Annotated in this window: 19 protein-coding genes; 12 read left to right on the plus strand and 7 right to left on the minus strand. The window is 72.3% G+C overall.

Annotated elements, in window-relative coordinates:
• Positions 1–18: 18 nt before the first annotated feature.
• Together IO40_RS0109855 and IO40_RS0109860 are read left to right on the plus strand one after the other, a co-directional pair.
• Positions 19–417 (plus strand): DUF3817 domain-containing protein, encoded by a 399-nt coding sequence (locus IO40_RS0109855; protein WP_041968443.1) that lies wholly within the window; start codon positions 19–21, stop codon positions 415–417.
• A complete protein-coding gene (locus tag IO40_RS0109860; RefSeq protein ID WP_016469853.1) occupies positions 414–710 on the plus strand; it encodes an MTH1187 family thiamine-binding protein in 297 nt (98 codons plus the stop codon). The genes IO40_RS0109855 and IO40_RS0109860 overlap by 4 nt, the downstream gene beginning before the upstream one ends.
• A 231-nt stretch (positions 711–941) precedes the next feature.
• On the opposite strand, the gene IO40_RS0109865 is transcribed toward IO40_RS0109860, so the two are convergent.
• A complete protein-coding gene (locus tag IO40_RS0109865; RefSeq protein WP_031175276.1) occupies positions 942–1964 on the minus strand; it encodes an ArsR/SmtB family transcription factor in 1023 nt (340 codons plus the stop codon).
• Between the two features lie 482 nt (positions 1965–2446).
• Between IO40_RS0109865 and IO40_RS33380 the strand changes: the two genes are divergently transcribed.
• The 4 genes from IO40_RS33380 to icmA all read left to right on the plus strand — a co-directional run bounded on the left by IO40_RS33380 (position 2447) and on the right by icmA (position 6593).
• Complete coding sequence (locus IO40_RS33380) at positions 2447–3835, plus strand: MFS transporter (RefSeq protein ID WP_106963792.1); 1389 nt, start codon at positions 2447–2449, stop codon at positions 3833–3835.
• Positions 3789–4307: a MarR family winged helix-turn-helix transcriptional regulator gene (locus IO40_RS0109875; RefSeq protein ID WP_030408190.1), complete on the plus strand. Its 519-nt coding sequence runs from the start codon at positions 3789–3791 to the stop codon at positions 4305–4307. Before IO40_RS33380 ends, IO40_RS0109875 begins: the two co-directional genes overlap by 47 nt.
• Before the next feature lie 129 nt (positions 4308–4436).
• Positions 4437–4778 (plus strand): DUF3817 domain-containing protein, encoded by a 342-nt coding sequence (locus tag IO40_RS0109880; protein WP_016469857.1) that lies wholly within the window; start codon positions 4437–4439, stop codon positions 4776–4778.
• A 114-nt stretch (positions 4779–4892) separates the two neighbouring features.
• Positions 4893–6593, plus strand: coding sequence for a coenzyme B12-dependent isobutyryl-CoA mutase large subunit (gene icmA, locus IO40_RS0109885; protein WP_030408191.1), 1701 nt, complete (start codon positions 4893–4895; stop codon positions 6591–6593).
• On the opposite strand, the gene IO40_RS0109890 is transcribed toward icmA, so the two are convergent.
• Entirely contained in the window at positions 6569–7249 is a 681-nt protein-coding gene (locus IO40_RS0109890; RefSeq protein ID WP_016469859.1) for a TetR/AcrR family transcriptional regulator, read from the minus strand. The genes icmA and IO40_RS0109890 overlap by 25 nt on opposite strands.
• A gap of 225 nt (positions 7250–7474) precedes the next feature.
• Here IO40_RS0109890 and IO40_RS0109895 point away from each other — a divergent pair, with 225 nt between their 5' ends.
• The 4 genes from IO40_RS0109895 (at position 7475) to IO40_RS0109910 (ending at position 11900) form a co-directional block, all read left to right on the plus strand.
• A complete protein-coding gene (locus IO40_RS0109895; RefSeq protein ID WP_031175278.1) occupies positions 7475–8431 on the plus strand; it encodes a tetratricopeptide repeat protein in 957 nt (318 codons plus the stop codon).
• A gap of 634 nt (positions 8432–9065) precedes the next feature.
• A complete protein-coding gene (locus tag IO40_RS0109900) occupies positions 9066–9683 on the plus strand; it encodes a DUF6230 family protein (protein WP_016469861.1) in 618 nt (205 codons plus the stop codon).
• Between the two features lie 113 nt (positions 9684–9796).
• Positions 9797–10390 carry a DUF6114 domain-containing protein gene (locus IO40_RS0109905; protein ID WP_030408193.1) on the plus strand — a complete coding sequence of 198 codons (594 nt, stop codon included), beginning with the start codon at positions 9797–9799 and terminating at the stop codon, positions 10388–10390.
• On the plus strand, positions 10359–11900 hold the full coding sequence (locus IO40_RS0109910; RefSeq protein ID WP_234029808.1) for a hypothetical protein: 1542 nt from the start codon (positions 10359–10361) through the stop codon (positions 11898–11900). Before IO40_RS0109905 ends, IO40_RS0109910 begins: the two co-directional genes overlap by 32 nt.
• A gap of 155 nt (positions 11901–12055) precedes the next feature.
• On the opposite strand, the gene pyk is transcribed toward IO40_RS0109910, so the two are convergent.
• The 3 genes from pyk to pta all read right to left on the minus strand — a co-directional run bounded on the left by pyk (position 12056) and on the right by pta (position 16960).
• The gene (pyk, locus tag IO40_RS0109915; protein WP_016469864.1) at positions 12056–13483 is read right to left on the minus strand and encodes a pyruvate kinase; all 1428 of its coding nucleotides are present in this window, start codon (positions 13481–13483) and stop codon (positions 12056–12058) included.
• Positions 13484–13574: 91 nt separating this feature from the next.
• The gene (locus IO40_RS0109920) at positions 13575–14783 is read right to left on the minus strand and encodes an acetate kinase (protein WP_016469865.1); all 1209 of its coding nucleotides are present in this window, start codon (positions 14781–14783) and stop codon (positions 13575–13577) included.
• 47 nt (positions 14784–14830) lie between these two features.
• Entirely contained in the window at positions 14831–16960 is a 2130-nt protein-coding gene (gene pta, locus IO40_RS0109925) for a phosphate acetyltransferase (protein ID WP_016469866.1), read from the minus strand.
• A 453-nt stretch (positions 16961–17413) separates the two neighbouring features.
• On the opposite strand from pta, the gene IO40_RS0109930 reads away from it, so the two are divergent.
• Positions 17414–18439, plus strand: a complete 1026-nt coding sequence (locus IO40_RS0109930) for an ATP-dependent 6-phosphofructokinase (RefSeq protein WP_016469867.1) — start codon at positions 17414–17416, stop codon at positions 18437–18439.
• A gap of 75 nt (positions 18440–18514) precedes the next feature.
• On the opposite strand, the gene IO40_RS34800 is transcribed toward IO40_RS0109930, so the two are convergent.
• A complete protein-coding gene (locus IO40_RS34800) occupies positions 18515–21010 on the minus strand; it encodes a serine/threonine-protein kinase (protein ID WP_055496037.1) in 2496 nt (831 codons plus the stop codon).
• A gap of 99 nt (positions 21011–21109) precedes the next feature.
• A complete protein-coding gene (locus IO40_RS0109940) occupies positions 21110–21967 on the minus strand; it encodes a carbohydrate ABC transporter permease (RefSeq protein ID WP_016469869.1) in 858 nt (285 codons plus the stop codon).
• A gap of 206 nt (positions 21968–22173) precedes the next feature.
• Between IO40_RS0109940 and IO40_RS0109945 the strand changes: the two genes are divergently transcribed.
• Positions 22174–22815, plus strand: a complete 642-nt coding sequence (locus IO40_RS0109945) for an LAETG motif-containing sortase-dependent surface protein (protein ID WP_030408200.1) — start codon at positions 22174–22176, stop codon at positions 22813–22815.
• Positions 22816–22879 lie beyond the last annotated feature (64 nt).

Consider the following 22879-nt stretch of genomic DNA (forward strand, 5'->3'; position numbering starts at 1 on the left):
ACGATCTGAGGACCTGCCGTGGCCATACTGGAAACTCCTAGCGGCCTGCCGCCCAAATCGGTCTCCGCGCTGCGCCGCCTGCGACTGACCTCGGTCCCCGAGGGCGTCTCCTTCCTCCTCCTGCTGGTCTGTTCCGTGCTCAAGCGCACCACGGACTTCAACGCCGTGCCGGTCATGGGAGCGGTCCACGGCATCCTCTTCATCCTCTACGTCATCTTCTGGGCCGACGCCTGGAACCGCATCAAGTGGCCCTTCGGCCGCGCCGCCCTCTACTTCGTCCTCTCCGTGCTGCCCACCGGTGGCTTCTTCGCGGACAGGATGCTCCGCGAGGAGGAGAAGGCCGGCATCATCGCCGCCCGCGCCCGCAAGGAGCAGAGCGGCACGGTCAACGCCGGCGGAAACGCGGCCACGTCATGATCGTCGCCTTCTCCGTCACCCCGCTCGGCGTCGGCGAGGACGTGGGGGAGTACGTCGCCGAAGCGGTACGGGTCGTCCGCGAATCCGGACTGCCGCACCGCACCGACGCGATGTTCACCTCGATCGAGGGCGAATGGGACGCCTGCATGGACGTCGTACGGCGGGCCGTCGCCGCGGTCGAGGCCCGCGCCCCGCGGGTCTCCCTCGTCCTGAAGGCCGACATCCGCCCCGGCGTCACCGACGGCCTCACGGCGAAGGTCGCCACGATCGACCGCCACCTCGCGGCCGACTGACACCACCGCCCCACGAAGGGCTGGTGCCCCCGCCCCGCCCCCGCGCACGGTTGGTGCCGGCGGCCACCCGGAGAGCTGGTGCCCCCGCCCCCCGCGCACGGCTGATGCCGGCCGCCCTGCGCACGGCTGGTGCCCCCGTGGGACAGCACCCCGGCGGTGCCGCACCTGGCGCCGCGGATCCGGCTCCGCGGCGCCGCTGGGCGGGGGACGTGAGTGTCGTACCCCGCCGTTTCACCGGGGCGTGGTGGGCGGGTCTGCCTCCAAGTCGTCAGGGTGGCCGTCGGTCAGGGCGCGGCCGAGTGCGGTGCGGGCGTACAGGACCTGGTGGCCCACGCGGCAGGAGACCAGCAGGCCGGCGTCCCGCAGCGTCGACAGGTGCGCCGAGACGGACGAGGGCGCCAGGCCCAGGCGGGTGGCGAGCGCGGTCGTCGAGGCGGGCTCCTCCAGCGCCGTGAGGACCGCCGCGCGCCCCCGTCCCAGCAGCCGCACCAGCGCACCCCGGCGATCCGTGCGCGGCGGCGACCACAGGCGCGCGATCCCGCGCGCCGGGTACAGCACCGCGGCGGGGGCGGGCGCCTCGAACCCGCCCGCCACTCCCGGCCACACGAAGACGCTGGGCACCAGCGTCACCCCCTCGCCCCCGGCCAGCACCCGGTGGTGCCGGGGCGGACGGTCGATCCGCAGCGTCCCGTCGCACCAGGTGATCTGGGGATGCAGCGAGTCCAGCACCCGGCCCAGACCACCGTCGGCCAGCTGCCGCGCCCGGTGCGCGACGTCCGCGTCGAGCACCGCCCGCAGCCGGGGCCACTCGGGTGCCAGCAATGTCTCCCACGCACGGGTGACCGCTGCCGCCAGCGTCGTGACGGCGGCGGCCGGATCGGCGAGCAGCGCGCGGCCCACGGCGGACCCCGCCGCCCCCGGCGTACAGGCCAGCGCACGGGCCAGCTCCCCCTCCGCGCGGCCCGGATCGGTGGCCCGGATCCGAGCGGCCTCCTCCTCGAAGGAGGCCGTCGGTCCGGCGGGAGCGGGGAAGAGGAAGTCCGGGGTGTAGCCGTGCCGGGGCATCACCGCCCACAGCGCGTCCAGGGGCAGCGAGCGTACGAGGGGCGCCGCCTCGCGCGCCCAGCGGCGGTGGGGCGCCCCCTCCGGCGGATGCGCCAGCGCACGCAGTGCCGCCTGTGTCTCCCAGACGGGGGAGAGTGCGAACCGGCAGTTGAGGGGGTCGGCCGGCCCGAAACGGATCGTGATCGCCACCAGTTGCCCTCCCCCCGGATTCGGCCTGCGCCGAAACACTAGGCGGCGCCCCGGTGCCCCGCCAGGCTGCGGCCATGCCCGAACCGGAAGAGCACGCCACGGCACCGGCCCCTTCCCCGGAGGGCGGACGGACGGTCCCGCCACCCGGGGCCGGACCGACGATTCCTTCGTCCGGGGACGGATCGCTGTCTCCTTCGGCGGGGGCTGGTCCGGGGGTTTCTTCGTCCGGGGACGGATCGCTGTCTCCTTCGGCGGGGGCTGGTCCGGGGGTTTCTTCGTCCGGGGACGAACCGCTAGCTCCTCCGCCCGAGGCTGGTCCGGGGGTCTCTCCGCCCGGGGCCGGATCGCCGGTCACCCCGCCTGCGGAAGGGGCGGACCCTCAGTCCGGGCCGGAGGCGGGCCGTCCCTCCGGAGGAGTACGCAGCGCCCCGCCCGCTACCGAGACGACGGGCACCCCGCCTCCGGGCGACGGCGCCCATCCCCTGCACGCGGCCGACGAGGCTGCCACCCCGCCCCCGGGCGACAGCGCCCGTCCCCCGCACGCCGCCGATGCCGCCACCCCACCCCCAGGCGACGGCCCCGCGGTCCCGGGCCCGGCCGGCAACGCCACCACCCCGGCCGAGAAGGCCACCTACGGTTCGCTCTTCCGGGTGCGGGAGTTCCGGGCTGTGTTCGCCGCGCATGTGCTCTCGCTTCTGGGGACGGTCGTGGCGGGGCTGGCGCTGCCGGTGCTCATCTATCAGCACACGTCCTCGCCCCTGCTGACGGCCCTCACCTTCGCACTGGGCTTCCTGCCCAACGCGGTGGGCGGAGTGGCCCTGGCCCCGGTCGCGGACCGGTTCGCCGCGCGTCGGGTGCTGGTCGCCTGCGATCTGTTCAGCGCGGCCGGGGTCGCGCTGATGCTGCTGCCGCACGCCCATGTCGCGCTCCTGCTGGCGCTGCGCGCGGCCGTCGCGTTCGTGCAGCCGCTGTTCACGGGCGTACGGGCGGCCAGCCTGGGCGCGATCCTGCCGGGCCAGGACGCGTTCGTGCTGGGCCGTTCGCTGATCCGGGTGGTGGCGCAGAGCGCGCAGATCGTCGGCAACGCGGCCACGGGGCTGCTGCTGGTGGTGGTGACGCCCCGCACGGCGCTGGTGCTGACCGTGGCAGGGTTCCTGGGTTCGGCGCTGCTGCTGCGGACGGGCACCCGGCTGCGTCCGCCACTGGCGCGCGCCGCGGCGCGGACGACGGCCGGCACCCGGCGGCTGCTGGCCGACCGGAAGGTGCGGGCGTTGCTGCTGCTGTGCTGGCTGCCGCCCACGTTCGCCGTCGTCCCGGAGGCGCTGGCCGCGCCGTACGCGGACGGGCTGGGGGCCGGGCCGGCCGGGGTGGGGCTGCTGCTGGCGGCCGGGCCCGTGGGCAGCGTCGTCGGCGAGCTGGCGGTGGGTACGCTGCTGCGCCCGGCGGCCCGGGAACGTCTCGTCCTGCCGCTGGCCTCGGTCCTGCTGCTGCCGCTGCTGGTCTTCCTGCTGCATCCGGCGCTGCCGCTGGCGCTGGCGGCCCTGTGTCTGTCCGGTATGGGCATGGGCTACACGCTGGGGCTGGACCGCTGGTTCTTCGACGCGGCGCCCGAGGAGCTGCGGGGCCGGGCACTGACGGTGATGACGGCGGGCCTGATGAGCGCCCAGGGGATGGGCATGGCCGCGGGCGGCGCGCTGGCGGAGTTCCTGCCCGCGCATCTGGCGATCGTGCTGACGGGTGTGGTGGGCACGGTGTGTGTCGCGGTGAACGCCCGGAACGTGAGACGGCTTCTGCGGGGCTTCGACCGGCCGGTAGGGTCGAGGCGTGCCGAAGCCGCTCAGTCTGTCGTTCGATCCGATCGCCCGTGCTGATGAGCACTGGAAGCAGCGATGGGGGTCGGTGCCGTCCATGGCCGCGATCACGTCGATCATGCGGGCGCAGCAGATCCTGCTGTCCGAGGTGGACGCGGTGGTCAAACCGTACGGGCTGACGTTCGCGCGGTACGAGGCGCTGGTGCTGCTCACCTTCTCGCAGAAGGGCGAGCTGCCGATGTCCAAGATCGGGGAGCGGCTGATGGTGCACCCGACCTCGGTGACCAACACGGTCGACAGGCTCCAGGCGGCGGGCTTCGTCGAGAAGCGGCCCAATCCCAACGACGGGCGCGGCACCCTGGCCGCCATCACGGACAAGGGCCGCGAGGTGTGCGACGCGGCGACCCGGGAACTGATGGCGATGGATTTCGGGCTCGGCGTCTACGACGCGGGGCAGCTGGAGGAGATCTTCCGGCTGTTCCGTCCGCTGCGGGTGGCGGCCGGGGACTTCGCCGACGACCCGGTCGGCTGACCGGTCGGCGGGGACGACGGAAGCGGGCGGTGGCCGGGCCGCCACGGGCGGTGCGACTGCCGTGTGCCGTCCGCCTCTTCGGCGAGGGGGCCCGAAGATCGCCGTCGTCGGCGGGCTACGCTCGATCCCATGAAACGAAGCGTGTTGACCCGCTACCGCGTCATGGCGTACGTGACCGCCGTGCTCCTCGTTCTGCTGACGCTCGGCGTGATCGGCAAGTATCTGCTGGGCATGGACGGCGCCGCGGGCTTCACCAGTGTGGTCGGCATCGCGCACGGCTGGCTCTACATCCTCTATCTGGTCTTCGCCTTCGACCTCGGCCAGAAGGCGAAGTGGCCGCTGGGCAAGCAGCTGTGGGTGCTGCTGGCCGGCACGGTGCCCACGGCCGCCTTCTTCGTGGAGCGCAAGGTCACCCGCGAGGTCGAGCCGCTGGTCAAGGACGAGCGGCCGGCGACGGCCGGCGCCGCCTGAGCCTCCTCCCGGCGGTCCGCGCGCAGGGGCGAGGCCCTTCCGCTCGGGGTCCGGAGCCACTCCGGACCCTTTCCTCATCGACTTTTACTTGGACGTCCTAGTAAATTCGGTGGTATGGATGCTGACGCCATCGCACAAGGCCGCCGCCGCTGGCAGGAGCGCTACGACGCCGCACGCAAGCGCGACGCCGATTTCACCACGCTCAGCGGTGACCCCGTCGAGCCGGTCTACGGACCCCGGGACGGCGACACCGTCACCGGGTTCGAGCGCATCGGGTGGCCGGGCGAGTTCCCCTTCACCCGCGGACTCCACCCCACCGGATACCGGGGGAGGACCTGGACGATCCGCCAGTTCGCCGGCTTCGGCAACGCCGAGCAGACGAACGAGCGGTACAAGATGATCCTGGAGGCGGGCGGTGGCGGGCTCTCCGTCGCCTTCGACATGCCGACGCTGATGGGCCGCGACTCGGACGACCCCCGCTCGCTCGGCGAGGTCGGCCACTGCGGTGTCGCCATCGACTCCGCCGCCGACATGGAGATCCTCTTCCGTGACATCCCGCTCGGTGACGTCACCACCTCCATGACCATCTCCGGCCCCGCCGTGCCGATCTTCTGCATGTACCTGGTGGCCGCCGAACGGCAGGGCGTCGACCCGGCCGTCCTCAACGGCACTCTCCAGACGGACATCTTCAAGGAGTACATCGCGCAGAAGGAGTGGCTCTTCCAGCCGGAGCCGCATCTGCGGCTCATCGGCGACCTGATGGAGCACTGCACGCACGGCATCCCCGCCTACAAGCCGCTGTCCGTGTCGGGCTACCACATCCGGGAAGCCGGTGCCACGGCCGCGCAGGAGCTGGCCTACACGCTGGCCGACGGTTTCGGCTACGTCGAGCTCGGTCTCTCCCGCGGCCTGGACGTCAACACCTTCGCGCCCGGTCTGTCGTTCTTCTTCGACGCGCACCTGGACTTCTTCGAGGAGATCGCCAAGTTCCGTGCGGCGCGCCGCATCTGGGCCCGCTGGTTGCGCGACGTGTACGGCGCCACCAGCGAGAAGGCGCAGTGGCTGCGCTTCCACACGCAGACCGCCGGTGTCTCGCTGACCGCCCAGCAGCCCTACAACAACGTCGTGCGCACCGCCATAGAGGCCCTCTCCGCCGTCCTGGGCGGCACCAACTCGCTGCACACCAACGCGCTGGACGAGACACTGGCGCTGCCCAGTGAGCAGGCCGCGGAGATCGCGCTGCGCACCCAGCAGGTCCTCATGGAGGAGACGGGCGTCACCAACGTCGCCGATCCGCTGGGCGGTTCCTGGTACGTGGAGGCCCTCACCGACCGGATCGAGGCCGACGCGGAGAAGATCTTCGACCAGATCCGCGAGCGGGGGCGGCGTGCCGTGCCCGACGGGCAGCACCCCATCGGGCCCATGACGTCCGGCATCCTGCGCGGCATCGAGGACGGCTGGTTCACCGGCGAGATCGCCGAATCGGCGTTCCGCTACCAGCAGGCGCTGGAGAAGAACGACAAGAAGGTCGTCGGCGTCAACTGCCACACCGGGTCCGTCACCGGGGACCTGGAGATCCTGCGGGTCAGCCACGAGGTCGAGCGGGAGCAGGTGCGCGCCCTGGCCGCGCGGCGGGCCGAGCGTGACGACGCCGCGGTGCGGACGGCGCTCGCGGCGATGGTGGAGGCCGCGCGCGGGACCGGCAACATGATCGGGCCGATGCTCGACGCCGTGCGGGCCGAGGCGACGCTCGGCGAGATCTGCTCGGCCCTCCGCGACGAGTGGGGCACCTACACGGAGCCGCCCGTCTTCTGAGCGGCCCGCTCCGGGAGCGGGTCCGAGGGGGACGAGACGGCGCCCAGGCCCTCCAGGAGGAGGGTGGTGAAGTGGTGGGCCCAGCTGCGGTCCACGGGGCGGTCGCTCACCAGGGAACGGTGGACGACCGCCCCGGCGATGACGTCGAAGATGAGGTCCACGACGCGTGCGGTCTCGCCGTCGTCGGACGAGTCGGGCGGCAGCTCCCCCCGCTGCTGGGCCCGCGCCCGTCCGGCGAGGACCAGCCGTTTCTGGCGGTCCACGATGGCCGACCGGATCCGCTGGCGCAGCGCCTCGTCGGTGGTGGACTCGGCCAGTACGGCCATCAGCGCGGTCTTGGTCTCGGGCCGGCGCAGCAGGGCGGAGAAGGAGAGCACGACGCCTTCCACGTCCGCCCGCAGGCTGCCGCCGTCGGGGAGTTCCAGTTCGTCGAAGAGGACGGCGACCGCGTCGACGACCAGTTCGCTCTTGGCGGCCCAGCGCCGGTAGAGGGTCGTCTTGGCGACTCCGGCGCGGTGGGCGACCTCGCTCATCGTCAGCCGGCTCCAGCCGAGGTCGACGAGGGCGGCGCGGGTCGCGTCGAGGATCGCGCGGTCGGCGGCGGCACTCCGGGGGCGTCCGCGTCGTTGGGGGCAGGGGCGGTCGGCGGCGGCCATGCGCTGACCATACCGAGCGGTAGGACGGGTGCCGCCGGGCTCGTACCGTGAGGCGGATCACCGCTCGCGGGCGCGGATGTGGTCTTGCGGTGGCGCCGTCCCTTCGAGTTACGCTACGGCTCGTAGCGGAATGGGTGGCGGACCGGCCACCGCGACAACCACCCGCCAGGTGGGGACCTGGCGACCAGTGCACACACGGCCGCGCGGAGGGGGGAGACTGGTGCCATGCAGCCACGCAACATGTCCATGAGCGGAGTGGTCGACCTCGCCGCGGTGAAGGCGGCCGGGGAGGCCAAGCAGAAGGCGGAGCAGGCGCGGGCCGACGCCGCGCAGGGGCGCGGTGCCCCCGCCCCCTCCGGCCTGGTGATCGACGTCAGTGAGGCCACCTTCGAGGCGGAGGTGCTCCAGCGGTCCGCCGAGGTCCCGGTCGTCATCGACTTCTGGGCCGAGTGGTGCGAGCCGTGCAAGCAGCTCTCGCCGGTGCTGGAGCGGCTCACCCAGGAGTACGCGGGCCGGGTGCTGCTCGCCAAGATCGACGTCGACCGGAACCAGATGCTGATGCAGCAGTTCGGCGTCCAGGGCATTCCCGCGGTGTTCGCGGTGGTGGCCGGGCAGGCGCTGCCGCTGTTCCAGGGCGCCGCTCCCGAGCAGCAGATCCGCGCCACGCTGGACCAGCTCGTCCAGGTGGCCGAGCAGCGTTTCGGCATCACCGGTCTGGCCGCCCCTCCGGAGGGTGGCGAGGAGCAGCCGGCCGCGCCGCAGGCCCCGGAGGACCCGGTGCTGGCGGCGGCGCAGGAAGCGCTGGACGCCGGTGATCTGTCGGGCGCGATCCAGGCGTACCGCAACAAGCTGACGGACGAGCCGGGCAACGTGGAGGCGAAAGTCGGCCTCGCGATGGCCGAACTCCTCAGCCGGGTGCGGGAGATGGACGCGCGGCAGGTCCGCAAGGACGCCGCTGACCGCCCGGACGACGTGGCCGCCCAGCTGCAGGTCGCGGACCTGGACATGGCGGGCGGTCATGTCGAGGACGCCTTCGGCCGGCTGGTGGACACGGTGCGCCGGACGGCGGGGGAGGACCGGGACGCGGCGCGGGTGCGTCTGCTGGAGCTGTTCGAGGTGATCGGCGCCGAGGATCCGCGGGTTGTCAGTGCCCGTGCGGCGCTCGCGCGTGCCCTGTTCTGACCTGCCCGTACCGACGGTCACCCGCCCGTCGTGACTCATTGATTTAGCGACAACAGCGGCTGCACTTTGCCAAAACTTGGCAATTGCAGCCGCTGTTACTCGTCGTAACGGCAGTGCGTGGAATGCATCCGGCGTGCCCGGATTGATGGGCATTGGTACCCGTCGGCCGCCGTGGCGTTCCGTCACCGTCCGAGACCGCGCAGGGGCTCTTCGGTTACCCGTCCGTTACTCGTAAGTAACGAACCCCTTGTGCCGCGGGCCCTGATGCACCACGATCGGCCACGCTCGGTCCCTCGTCCCACAGCCCGGCAACCATTCGGCGCCCCGTGGCGATGAGGGGTCCCCACCGGGTGGACAGGGGGGTCCCTGCCGCGGCAGGGCCTGTCCGCACAAAGCAAGGTTGCGCGAGAGCGTGGCCCGTGGTTGTCGCTCGGGGGTGATCGCCGGCAGCTCGGACGTGTCGTGCCAAGGCCGCCACGTGCGCAGGGTGTTGGCGCTCTCCGTTCCGAGGACGTAGCTCTTCTCCCTCCCCAGCCTCGAGGCCGGGAGGTACCCCCACGGCAGGAGCGGCCCGCTGAGTACAGGCGGCACGGCTCTCCGAGCCGGAGATGTACGTCCGAGAAGGAGGAAAGTCATGGAGTCCCTGGCTCGTGGCGGGACCAGATGGAAGCGGTTCGCCGTCGTCATGGTGCCGAGCGTGGCCGCTACGGCAGCGATCGGTGTGGCACTGTCGCAGGGTGCGCTGGCGGCGTCGTTCAGCGTCTCCGGCCAGCAGTTCAAGGTGACGGCGGATCAGCTGGACGGCGACGGTTTCGTCCAGTACGGCGCGCTCGACAGCACGGAGAAGGGCAAGAAGCCCGTCACCGTCGTCGGCATGGACTCGGCGAAGATACGCAACCTGTGCCAGTCCGTCGTCGTGCCCGTCCCGGTCTTCGGCAACGTGTCGATGAAGCTCAACGCCGGCGGTGCCGGCAGCCCCAAGGTCGAGGCGAAGAAGCTCTACATCGACGCCGACGACCTGAGCACCAACGGCACGTTCAAGAACATCGACATCGGCGTCAGCGTGGACAAGACCACCAAGGGTCCCGGTCCGCACAAGGACGACGCCTACGCCAAGGGATCGTTCTCCCAGCAGGCGGACAGCGTCCACTTTACCGACGTCAAGCAGCGCGCGTGGGCGACCACCGCCGGCACCTTCAAGCTCAGTGGCCTCCACATGAGCGTCAAGAAGGGCAAGCACGAGTGCTACTGAACTGAGCCTTGCGGGTGCGGAGGGCGAGGGCGCCCGCTCCGTCCCGCCTCCGCACCCGTAGGGTCCGCTCCACACCAGCAAGTTCTGTGCCAGTTCCGAGGAGCCCCGTACCCATGAGCGCCGACACGCAGCAGAGGATGACCACCGGATTCGGCCGCAAGCGGCAGGCCTTCCGGAACTGGCGTGGACAGCGCCCGTTCTGGGGCGGGATGCTGACGCTGCTCGCGGGCATCCCGATCATGTACGTCCCCTACCAGAACCTCACTCTGGGATCCCTGACCATCCGCATGTCCACGACGGCGGGCGCCGGCTCGCTGATCATCGGCGTGCTGCTGGTCGTCCTCGGGCTGACCATGTGGTTCCAGCCCCACTCGCGGGTCTTCGCGGGCATCGCCGCGATCCTGCTCTCGCTGGTCTCCCTCGTCGTGTCCAACTTCGGCGCCTTCCTGGTCGGTTTCCTGCTCGGACTGATCGGCGGCGCGCTGGGCGTCTCCTGGGCCCCGGGCAAACCGGTGAAGGCCGAGACGTCCGGGAGCCGGCAGACGGCCCGCGCGGCGGGTGCGCCGGCGTCCGACGACGCCGATGCCGCACCGCCCGCGTCCGGCCCGGCCGACGGGGGCCCGCAGGGCAACACAGCAGTCTTTGAAGCGTCCCCCCAGGACGGGACGGACGCGTATGACGGGAACGGGAGGCACCGTGCCGGGTGACGAGGTCCACGAGGGGGAGGGCGCGGGGAGCACCTTCGCTCCCGCCGGGAGGGGGAAGACCGGCCCCCGGCACGCGGCCCCCAGAAAGCCGCTGCTGACCCGGCTGCACATGCCCGCGGGCAAGGCCGTGGCGCTCGCCGCGATGCCGTCCGCCGTACTGATGGGCATGGGGCTCACCCCTCAGCTGGCGAACGCCAAACCGCTGCCGAAGAACCCCTTCAAGGGCGAGTCCTGCGTCTCCATATCCGAGCAGCAGGAGACCGCTCAGGAGAAAGCGGAACGCAAGAAGCGCGCCGAGAAACTCAAACGCGATCTGGCCAAGGCCCAGGCGGAGCGCGAGAAGGCCGCCGAGGAAGCCCGGCGGGGCGGGAAGGGCGACGAGGCCGGGGCCGACGGCTCCTCGGCCGCCCCCGGACACGGCGACGGCGCGGACCGGCCCTCCGGCGGCGACACGTCCCCCGCGGAACCGCCCGCCGCCGACGAGCCGCCCGCGACGCCGCCGTCCTCCTCCACCCCGCCCTCGTCCGGCGGCGACGAGGACGAGGAGGCGGACGGGAAGAACCCCTGGTACGACCCGCTGGGGCTCGGCAAGAAGCTGGAGGACACCTTCAAGCCCCGCAAGGACGCCGAGGACTCCGGGGACTCCGAGGACTCCGGGAACGACGAGGACACCGGGGACTCCGGGAACACCGAGGGCTCCGAGGACACCGGCGACGGCAAGGACGCGGGGAAGGGAGAGGACACCGACCCCTCCGGCGGCACACAGAAGTCCCCCTCGCACCGCAGGAGCCAGGACGGCGAGCGGACCGGGGGCACGGCACAGGGCAAGGCGAAGGCCCAGGACCGCGACGGGGACTCCGGCCAGGGCGGCGACGACAAGGGCGACGAAGCCGAGGACGGCGAGCGCTCCGGGGACGGCGAGGACGGCAAGCCCGGCGGGAAGAAGGACGGCGAGAAGTCCGGGGAATCGGGCGTCGACAAGAAGGACGGCACCGTCCGCGACTACGACCCCGCCAAGGACGCGGGCAAGCCGTTCCCCTGCCCCGAGAAGACCCACGTCGCCGGCACCGACGAGCAGACCCCCGCCCAGGTCGCCAACGACCCCTGGTACCTGGAGGCTTCGTCCCTCACCCTCAAGGGCCTCGACTACAAGGGCGTCGTCAACATCACCACGCCCGACGGCCGGACCAAGCAGGCCCTCAAGTTCACCGCCAGCGGCCTCGACATCGGCGATCTGCACCAGATCGTCAAGGGCGACAACGGGCTGACCTACCACGTGGAGGCCGCGAAGGGGTCCACCTCCACCATCCGCGACGGCCAGGTGACGCTCTACACCGAGGAGCTGAAGGGCAATCTGTTCGGGCTCATCCCGATCACCTTCACTCCCGAGACGCCGCCGCCGATCAACGTGCCCTTCGCCTACTTCACGCACGTCACGGTGAAGCAGGCCGGCCAGTTCGGCGGCACCCTCACCATCCCCGGCCTGCACCAGTACGTGCGCAGGGCGTAGCGGGCCCCCTCACCGAACACGCACCGGGACCGTATGCGGGACCGGTACCCCAGGCATGGGCGCCGGACCGCAGGCGAGCGCCGGGCGGGCCCGCACGGCCTGCCCGGCGCTCGCCTGCGGCGTGCGCGGCGGTGCCCCCTCCCGGGGGCACCGGTTCACGCCGCCGGGTTGCCCAGGTGGTGGACCCGGACCATGTTCGTCGTGCCGGGGACACCGGGCGGGGAGCCCGCCGTGATCAGCATGGTGTCGCCCTCCTCGAACCGCTGGAGGCGGGAGAGCTCGGCGTCGACCAGCTCGACCATCTCGTCGGTGTGGTCGACGTGCTTGACCACGAAGGTCTCCACGCCCCAGGTGAGGGTGAGCTGGTTGCGGGTGGCGGCGTCCGTGGTGAAGGCGAGGATCGGCTGGCTGACCCGGTAGCGGGAGAGCCGGCGTGCCGTGTCACCGGACTTGGTGAAGGCGACCAGTGCCTTGCCGTCGAGGAAGTCGGCCATCTCGCAGGCCGCGCGGGCGACGGAACCGCCCTGCGTGCGCGGCTTCTTGCCGGGCACCAGCGGCTGGAGGCCGCGGCCCAGCAGCTCCTGCTCGGCCGCCTCGACGATCTTCGACATCGTCTTGACCGTCTCGACCGGGTACTGGCCCACCGAGGACTCGGCCGAGAGCATCACCGCGTCCGCGCCGTCCAGCACCGCGTTGGCCACGTCGCTGGCCTCCGCGCGGGTCGGCCGCGAGTTGGTGATCATCGACTCCATCATCTGCGTCGCCACGATCACCGGCTTGGCGTTGCGGCGGCACAGCTCGACCAGCCGCTTCTGCACCATCGGGACCTGCTCCAGCGGGTACTCGACGGCCAGGTCGCCGCGGGCCACCATCACGCCGTCGAAGGCCATCACGACCTCTTCCATGTTGGCGACGGCCTGCGGCTTCTCCACCTTGGCGATGACCGGCACCCGGCGGCCCACCTCGTCCATGACGCGGTGCACGTCCCGCACGTCCGAGGCGTTGCGCACGAAGGAGAGGGCGATCATGTCGGCGCCCATCTTCAGCGCGAACTTGAGGTCCTCCACGTCCTTCTCGGACAGCGCGGGCACGTTGACGGCCGCGCCGGGCAGGTTGATGCCCTTGTGGTCGGAGATGACGCCGCCCTCGATGACGATGGTGCGCACCCGCGGGCCCTCGACCTCGACGACCTGGAGCGCCACGTTCCCGTCGTTGATCAGGACCGGGTCGCCCTTGGCGACATCGCCCGGCAGCCCCTTGTAGGTGGTGCCGCAGATGGTCTTGTCACCGGGCACGTCCTCGGTGGTGATGGTGAACTCCTCGCCGCGGACCAGCTCGACGGGGCCCTCGGCGAAGGTCTCCAGGCGGATCTTGGGGCCCTGGAGGTCGGCGAGCACGCCCACGGCGCGGCCGGTCTCCTCGGCGGCCTTGCGGACGCGGTGGTACCGCTCCTCGTGCTCGGCGTGGGAGCCGTGGCTCATGTTGAAGCGGGCCACGTTCATGCCCGCGTCGATGAGCGTCTTGAGCTGCTCGTAGGAGTCGACGGCGGGACCCAGGGTGCAGACGATTTTGGAACGGCGCATGGGGGCGATCCTATCGTTTTGTTTAGGTACTGAACGATTCGGGGCGGCCCCGCGTCCGGCGGCGGGGGCCTTGGGCCGCCCCGCCGCCTGCTCAGCGGGAGGCGACCAGCGCGTAACTCTGCTCTGCGATCTCCAGTTCCTCGTCGGTCGGTACGACGGCCACCTTCACCCGCGCGTACGAGGGCGAGATCAGCCGGGCCTCCTTCCCGCCCGCCGCGTTCAGCTCGCCGTCCACGGCCAGGCCCAGCTCCTCCAGGCCCGCCACGGCGGCCTCCCGCACGGGGGCGGAGTTCTCCCCGACGCCCGCGGTGAAGACCACGGCGTCGACCGTGCCGAGCACCGCGTAGTAGGCGCCGATGTACTTCTTGAGCCGGTGGATGTAGATGTCGAACGCCAGCCGGGCCGCCGCGTCGCCCTCCGCCATGCGGCGGCGGATCTGCCGCATGTCGTTGTCGCCGCACAGCCCCAGCAGGCCGCTGCGCTTGTTGAGCAGCTCGTCCACCTCGTCCATGCTCATTCCGGCCACCCGGCCCAGGTGGAAGACCACCGCCGGGTCGATGTCCCCGGAACGGGTACCCATCACCAGGCCCTCCAAGGGCGTCAGGCCCATCGAGGTGTCCTCGCAGCGCCCGCCGCGCACCGCCGACGCCGAGGCGCCGTTGCCCAGGTGCAGCACGATGAGATTGACCTCGGAGGGGTCCTTGCCCAGCAGCTCGGCGGCCTTGCGGGAGACGTAGGCGTGCGAGGTGCCGTGGAAGCCGTAGCGGCGCACACGGTGCGCGTCGGCCGTCTCGACGTCGATGGCGTAGCGGGCCGCGTGCTCGGGCATCGCCGAGTGGAAGGCGGTGTCGAAGACGGCGACCTGCGGCAGATCGGGCCGCAGCCGCTGCGCGGTGCGGATGCCGGTGACGTTGGCCGGGTTGTGCAGCGGCGCCACCGGGATCAGCCGTTCGATCTCCTTGAGCATCGCGTCGTCCACCAGCGTCGGCACCGTCAGCTTCAGCCCGCCGTGCACCACCCGGTGCCCGATCACGGCCAGCTCGGGGGAGTCCAGCCCCATCCCGTCGGCGGCCAGCTCCTCGGCGATCGCCTCCAGCGCCGCGTCGTGGTCGGCCAGCCTGCCGTGCCGCTCCCGCTTCCCGCCGCCGCCGGCCAGCGGCTCGTGGTGGAGGGCGGAGGTCTCCTCACCGATCCGCTCGGCGAGGCCGACGGCCAGCCGCGAACGGTCGGCCATGTCGATGAGCTGGTACTTCACCGACGAGGAGCCGGAGTTGAGGACGAGGACACGGGTGGGGGTCACGAGGAGGAGCGCTCTTTCCGTACGGGGACTTCACATGGTCGGGGTGTTCAGGCACCGCCGGGCGCCGTCTCGCCCTGCGCCTGGACGGCAGTGATCGCGACAGTGTTCACAATGTCCTGCACCAAGGCGCCGCGGCTCAGGTCGTTGACGGGCTTGCGCAGGCCCTGGAGCACCGGGCCGACGGCGACGGCCCCGGCCGAGCGCTGCACCGCCTTGTAGGTGTTGTTGCCGGTGTTCAGATCGGGGAAGACCAGCACGGTCGCCTGCCCCGCCACCTTCGAGCCCGGCAGCTTGGTGGCGGCGACCGACGGCTCCACGGCCGCGTCGTACTGGATGGGGCCCTCCGCCAGCAGGTCGGGGCGGCGCTCGCGCACCAGCTCGGTGGCGCGGCGCACCTTGTCCACGTCGGCGCCGGAACCCGAGGTGCCCGTCGAGTACGAGAGCATGGCGATCCTCGGCTCCACCCCGAACCTGGCCGCGGTGGTGGCCGACTGGATCGCGATGTCCGCGAGCTGCTCGGCGTCCGGGTCGGGGACCACGGCGCAGTCGCCGTAGACCAGCACCCGGTCGGCCAGGCACATGAAGAACACCGAGGAGACGATCTCGGCGTCCGGCTTGGTGCGGATGATCTCGAAGGCGGGGCGGATGGTGGCCGCCGTGGAGTGCGCGGCGCCCGAGACCATGCCGTCGGCCAGCCCCTCGTGGACCATCATCGTGCCGAAGTACGACACGTCGGCCACCACGTCGTGGGCCAGCTCGTAGGTGACGCCCTTGTGGGCGCGCAGCTTCGCGTACGACTCGGCGAAACGTTCCCGCAGCGGCGAGGTCTGCGGATCGACGAGACGCGCGGTGGCCGTGCCGCCCGGCGCCGGCGCTTCCCCGTCGGCCAGCAGCTCCAGGGAGATGCCCAGCTCGCCGGCCCGCCTGCGGATCACGGCCGGGTCGCCCAGCAGGGTCAGGTCGCAGATGTTGCGCCGCAACAGCACCTCGGCGGCCCGCAGCACCCGCTCCTCGTCGCCCTCGGGCAGCACGATGTGCCGCCGCGCCGCTCGGGAGCGCTCCACCAGCTCGTGCTCGAACATCATCGGGGTGACGCGCTCGCTGCGCTCCACGGACAGCCGCTGGGACAGCTGCGCCGCGTCCACATGGGTCTCGAACAGGCCCAGCGCGATCTCGGCCTTGCGCGGGGTGGCCGCGGTCAGCTTGCCCTCCAGGGACAGCAGCGCGTCCGCCGTCTCCATCGAGCCTTCGGGCACCACCATCACCGGGGTGCCGGGCGCCAGCCGGGAGGCCAGCGCGAGGGTCTGCTCGCCGGGGTGCTCGTCCAGGGTGAGCAGGACACCGGCGATGGCGGGGGAGCCCGCGGAGTGCGCGGCCAGCGCCCCGATGATCAGGTCCGAGCGGTCGCCCGGCGTGATGACCAGCGAGCCCTCGGTGAGGGCGGGCAGGAAGGCGGGCAGATGGGCGCCGCCGAAGACGAGGTGGCGCACGTCCCTGGCCAGCCCGGCGTGGTCGCCCAGCAGCACCTCGGCGCCGGTGGTCTCCTTGACCTGCGCGACGGTGGGGGCGGCCAGCGCCGGCTCCTCCGGCAGCACGTACACCGGTTCCGGCAGCCGCTCGGCCAGGCCGCGCACCGCCTCGGCGGCCTTGGGGTCGGCGACCCGGTTGGCCACCATCGCGATCAGGTCCGCGCCCAGCGAGGCGTAGGCGTGATGGGCGTTGCGCACCTCGGCGACCACGGCGTCCGGCGCCTGGTCGCGGGCCGCGACGACGGGCAGCACGGCCGCGCCGAACTCGTTCGCCAGCCGCGCGTTGAGAGCCAGCTCGGCGGGGAGTCCGGTGTCGGCGAAGTCGGTGCCCAGCACCAGGACGGCCTCGTACGCGCCGGCGACCTGGTGGTAGCGCTCCACCAGGCGGGAGACCAGCTCGTCGGTGCCCTGTTCGGCCTGGAGGGCGGCGGCCTCCTCGTATCCCATGCCGAAGACGGTGGAGGCGGGCTGGCTGAGCCGGTAGCGGCTGCGCAGCAGGTCGTAGAGCCGGTCGGGGCCGTCGTGCACGAGGGGCCGGAACACCCCCACCCGGTCCACCTGGCGGGTCAGCAGTTCCATGACGCCCAGCTCGACGACCTGGCGGCCGTCGCTGCGTCCGATGCCGGTCACATACACGCTGCGCGTCACGCGCTGTCTCCTCCGGGTCGTCGCGGTCGAGACCGTGTGGGCGGTCTCTTGAGCGGTTTCGCCTAGAAAGCACCTGTAAGAGTACGGCTATACCCTTGACACTACCCGTGCCAGTGGGTATGCCGCTCGCCGGCCGTGAGGGCCCCGGCCACCGGCGGCGAGCGGGCGGCGCGGCCCTGCCGCGGGACCGTGGCAGGAGCCCGCGACGGCCGGGGCGGAGGGCCGCCGGAGCGGACGGCGAGAGGAAGACGAGAGGACGAGGAGGGGCCCTCGGTCGCGGGGTCCGGATGCTGGGCGGGGCCCATGCCCCCGTCTTCAAGACGTGAAACAATCGCACCGGCTCATACGGACCAGCGGCACCGGACAGTGAGGTCCGGCCATGCCCCAAGCGGCCCGCCCCCGGGTGGGCACCCGTTCCCAGGCGGGCATCTACGAGCAGGAGAAGCGAACCCCATGCGCATCGGAGTCCTCACCGCAGGCGGAGACTGCCCCGGTCTCAACGCCGTGATCCGATCCGTCGTGCACCGTGCCGTGCACGACCGCGGCGACGAGGTCATCGGCTTCGAAGACGGTTTCAAGGGCCTGCTCGAAGGCCGCTACCGCCCCCTCGACATAAATTCCGTCAGCGGCATCCTCGCCCGCGGCGGCACCATCCTCGGCTCCGCGCGTCTGGAGCGGGCCCGGCTCCGCGAGGCGTGCAACAACTCCGAGGAACTGATCGAGCGGCTCGGGCTGGACGCGCTCATCCCGATCGGCGGCGAGGGCACCCTGACCGCCGCCCGGATGCTCGCCGAGATCGGCCTGCCGGTCGTCGGCGTCCCCAAGACCATCGACAACGACATCTCCGCCACCGACCGCACCTTCGGCTTCGACACCGCCGTGACCGTCGCCACCGAGGCCATGGACCGGCTCAAGACCACCGCCGAGTCCCACCAGCGCGTGATGGTCGTGGAGGTCATGGGCCGGCACGCGGGCTGGATCGCACTGGAGGCCGGCATGGCGGCCGGCGCCCACGCCATCTGCGTGCCCGAACGCAACTTCGAGGTCGACGATCTGGTGAAGATGGTCGAGGAGCGGTTCGCCCGCGACAAGAAGTTCGCCATCATCTGCGTCGCCGAGGGCGCCCACCCGGCCGAGGGCTCCATGCCGTACGAGAAGGGCGTGATCGACCAGTACGGCCACGAGCGGTTCGCCGGGATCGGCAACCGGCTCGCCGTCGAGCTGGAGCACCGCCTCGGCAAGGAGGCCCGGCCCGTGATCCTCGGCCACATCCAGCGCGGCGGCACCCCCACCGCCTACGACCGGGTGCTGGCCACCCGCTTCGGCTGGCACGCCGTGGAGGCCGCCCACCGCGGCGACTTCGGCCAGATGACCGCCCTGCGCGGCACCGAGATCGTCATGGCCCCGCTCGCCGACGCGGTCGCCGAACTCAAGCGGGTGCCGCAGAACCGGATGGACGAGACGGAAGCCGTCTTCTGATCCGCTGCGCCCCCCACCGCCGGTGGCGTCGCCCGCCCGCCTCTTCCGGAGCGCGGAGGGCGGCGCGCCGCCGGGTCAGGACGTGCCGGCGGTGAGCGTTCCCGTCCGCTTCCAGGCGCCGTCCTTGCGCTCGTCCACCCACACGGGCCGGCCCGCGCCCGCTCCGAGCCGGTAGCGGCCCAGCAGCCCCTCGGCCGAGAAGTCGCCCATCCGCCGCGCCAGTCCGGTGCGGGCCTTCTTCGTCGTCGGCTTCTCGGCGAGCACCTCGGCCAGCTCCTGGGCCACCAGCAGTGTCGTGTCGTACAACTCCGCCGCGCCGCGGTGCCGCAGCAGCTTCTTGAGGGAGGCGGGCGCCGCGCACAGCCCCGGCGCGGCCTCGCAGTCCGGGTCCTGCGACTCGTCGTGGAAGGTGCGGAACCGCAGCGCGCCGTCGGGCAGCTCGGCGTCCCGCGCGACCGAGTCGGCCGCGTCGCACGCCGCGTACCGTCCGCTCTCCAGCACGATGCGGGCGCCGCTCGCGCGGGCCGCGCGGGCCCAGCGGGCCGTGCCGCCGTCGTCGGCCCCGATGTCGTTGGGGACCACCACACCGTCCGCGTCGCTGCGCTCGATGGCACGGCGCACCTGGGGCTCGGTCGTCGGCGCCTCCTCGGGGGAGACGGCCTTGATGCCCGAGCCCTCGAAGTCCTCCGCCTCCACCGCCGCCTCGTCGGCGACCAGCAGGGTGCGCACCCCGCGCTTGCGCAGCTCCGGTGCCTGCGTGCGGGCCAGCACGTGCTCCGGCACGGCCAGGGAGGGGCCCTCCACCGGCCAGTCGGCGCGGCAGGAGTCGAGCGTGGGAAGCGGGGTGCCCTTGCCCTCGGCCGGCGTGCCGCCTGCCGTGCGCCCGACCAGCGCCACCACGCCGGGATGGGTGGTCAGCAGCTGGGCGCGGGTGGCGGAGCCCTCGCCGACGGGGACGGGACGCAGCGGCAGGTCCTTGCCGGTCCGCCGCTCGGCCTCCGCGACCGCCGCCCGTGCCACCTGCATCGCCTGCCGGGTGTCCGAGTCCGCCGCCGGATCCGCGACCCCCACTGCCAGCTCGTAGGTGTCCGGGGTGACCGTCTCCATCAGCTCGGCCGCCGACGCGCTGCCGTGCTCCGCCCCTCCGCCTTGCGTCATGGGGACGACGACGGCGCCGCCGAGGACGAGAGCGCCGGCCACCCCCAGCGCCACCCGCCTGGTGCGGGCCTTGCGCTGTGCGGCCGTACGCCGGGGCGCCGGGCGCTGCCGCGGCTCGCGCCTGTCCGGCCACAGATACGGGTCACCGGCGGTACCGACCGGGGCCACCGGACGCGCCTGCGTACCGCCCGGCTCCACCGCCGCGGGGCGCTCCGGCACCGTGCCGGAGCCGGGTCGGGCCGTCTGCGGCGTGCGGGCTGCGGTGCCGCCGACGACCGGACCGGCCCCGGAGCGTGCCCCTTCGGGGGCCGGGCCCGTCGCCGGGCGGGCCGGCCGTCCCGCCGCCGGGCCTGCCTCCGCCTCCGCCGCCGGGTCCGTCTCCGCCGTCTGTGGGGGCGGGTTCGTCTTCGCCGGTGCGGGGCGGGCCGCCATCCCCGTCGCGGAGGTTCGCGTCGCCGGGGCAGGGGCGCCGGGCGGGGACGACGGCCGGGCGCCGGGACCGGATTCGTCCGGAGCGCCGGGGGAGGCCGCCGTCGCCGTGGCGGCGGCCGTGCGTGCCGTCTCCTCGATGCGGGCCAGTGCCCCGGCGGCGTCCGAAGGGCGGTCGTCCGGGTCGCGGGCCATCAGCGAGAGCACCAGCCGGTCCACCGCGGGGGACAGTTCCGCGCGGGCGCGGCTGGGGCGCAGCGGCACGTCGTTGAGGTGGTTGTACATCACCCCGGCGGCCGAGCCGGTGTACGGCGGGCGGCCGACCAGCAGCTCGTACAGCACACAGCCGAGCGCGTACAGGTCGGTGCGGCCGTCCACCTCCTCCTGCCGGAACTGTTCGGGCGCCATGTACAGCACGCTGCCGAACGGCATGGCCCCGGTGGTCGTCAGCCGCGGGTCGGAGGAGCGGGCCTCAAGGAACTTGGCGATGCCGAAGTCGACGACCTTGGCACGGGTCTCGCCCTCCTCGCCCTCCACCATGATGTTGGCGGGTTTGATGTCCCGGTGGACGACGCCCGTCCCGTGGGCGGCGCGCAGCGCGCGGCACACGTCGGCGCACCAGCGCAGGGCGTCGGCGAGCGGGACCCGGCCGGCGTCCCGCAGCACCTCGTGCAGGGAGGGGCCGCGCACCAGCGCCATGACGAGGAAGGGCGTGGCGCCCCCGTCCGAGTCGTCGGTGCCGTGGTCGTGGACGGCGACGATGTGCGGGCTGTCCAGGGCGGCTGCCGAACGGGCCTCGCGCCGGAAGCGGCCCAGCAGTTCGGCGTGGTCCCTCTCCTCGTCGGTGCCGCGCGCAGGGACGAAGACCTTGACGGCGACCTCGCGGTCCAGCGCGCGGTCATGGGCGCGCCAGACCTCGCCCATGCCACCGGCACCGATGGGTTCGAGCAGTTCGTAGCGGTTGTTGAGCCGGCGCCCTCGCATGAGGATCATGCTAGGCGCCCGAGCCCGTACGGGTGTTCGCGCGTACCGGGTTGTGACGGCACCGTGAAACGGCCGCACGCCTCCCCGGTGCGGGGGCCGTCACCCTTTGACGGCGCCGCCCAGGGCGAATCCGCCGCCCAGCCGGCGGGAGACGAGCACGTACAGCAGGATCACCGGCGTCGAGTACAGCACGGAGAACGCGGCCAGTTGGCCGTAGACGACGGCGCCGTAGTTGCCGAAGAAGGTGTAGATGCTCACGGACGCCGGCATCTGTTCGGGGCTGAGCAGCAGCATGAACGGTACGAAGAAGTTGCCCCACATCATCACGAAGCTGTAGATGGCCACGACGGAGACGCCCGGGCCCATCAGCGGCAGCACCACGCGCAGCAGCGACTGGAGCCAGGAGGCGCCGTCCGTCCAGGCGGCCTCCTCCAGCACCTCGGGCACACCGTCCATGAAGTTCTTCATCAGCCATACGGCGAAAGGCAGTTGGGAGGCGGCCAGGAACAGGGCGGTCCCGTACATCGTGTCGATGAGATCGGTCTGGACGAACAGCCCGTAGACGGGCACCATCACCGCCGTCACCGGAAGACACGTGGTGAACAGAATGCCCAGCAGGTAGGGGCGGTTGAGGCGCGAGGGGAAGCGGGAGAGCGGATAGGCGGCCAGCGCGGCGCACGCCACCGTGAGCGCGGTCGCGCCGCCGCACAGCAGCAGGCTGTTGCGCATCGGGGTGAAGGTGATCTCGTCGGTCAGTACGGCCGAGAAGTTCTCCAGCGTGGGGTGCTGCGGCGGCTTCACCCGCAAGGTCGCCTCGGCGTCGAAGGAGGCGAACACCAGCCAGGCCAGCGGCAGGACGAACGCGGCCGTCACCACGAGCAGTCCGGCATCGGCCGCCAGCCGTCGGCGCGCGGTCCGGTTGATCCGGGGATGTCCGCTGTGCTTCGTAGGATTCACCGAATCGCAACCTCCCCGGGCGACAGCCGCCCGTACCGTGCTGACCTGCGGTGGCGGTCTTTCCGTCGGCCTGTCGGCAACTGTCGGATCGTGTGGTGGAGTTGGATGTGCCGGGGTCGGTGTGTCAGGGGTTGTGGAGGCGAGTACCGTGCTGTCACCCGCCGTGTGGGTTTCGTGCACGGCGTGGTCCTACCGGAAGGAAAACGATGAAAGCTCTGCCCCTCAGATGGCAGCGGTCGGTCGCCATCGCGGCGACCGGTGCCGCGGCGTTCGTCGGCACGGCGATAGCCGCCGTGCCCGCCCAGGCGCACACCCCCCAGTGGTCGGTCACCTGTGACTCGGTCAGCATCGACCTCAAGTCGTACGGGGACAGCGGCAACAAGGTTCTCGTCAAGGCCGGCGACAAGGTCCTGATCGACGAGACCTTCGGCAAGGAGTTCACCAAGAAGGCCGAACTGCCCGAGCACGACGCGCCGCTGAAGGTGACCGCCCAGGTCACCGCCGCGGACGACGCCAAGTACTCCTGGGGTCCGGAGACCAAGGAAGCCCCGGTCTGCGACACGCCCACGAAGCCGACCCCCAGCGAGTCGGAGAGCACCACTCCGCCCCCGAGCGCCACCCCCTCGGAGAGTGCCACCCCCTCTCAGAAGCCGAGTGAGAAGCCCGAGCCGAGCGCTTCGGAGTCCAGCAGCGCTCCGGCGGCCAAGCCGCAGGGCGGCGGCGAGGACCTGGCCGAGACCGGTTCCTCCAGCAACACCCCGATGATCGCGGGCATCGCCGCGGCCGTGGTCGTCGTCGGCGGCGGTCTCGTCGTCTTCGCGCGCAAGCGCCGTTCGTCCCACAGCTGATCCGGCCCCGGGGACCCCGTAGCACCGCCCGGCGGCCCGTCCACGACGGCCGCCGGGCTCCCCG

It is taken from the genome of Streptomyces albus subsp. albus (genome assembly GCF_000725885.1).
Lineage (GTDB): Bacteria > Actinomycetota > Actinomycetes > Streptomycetales > Streptomycetaceae > Streptomyces > Streptomyces albus.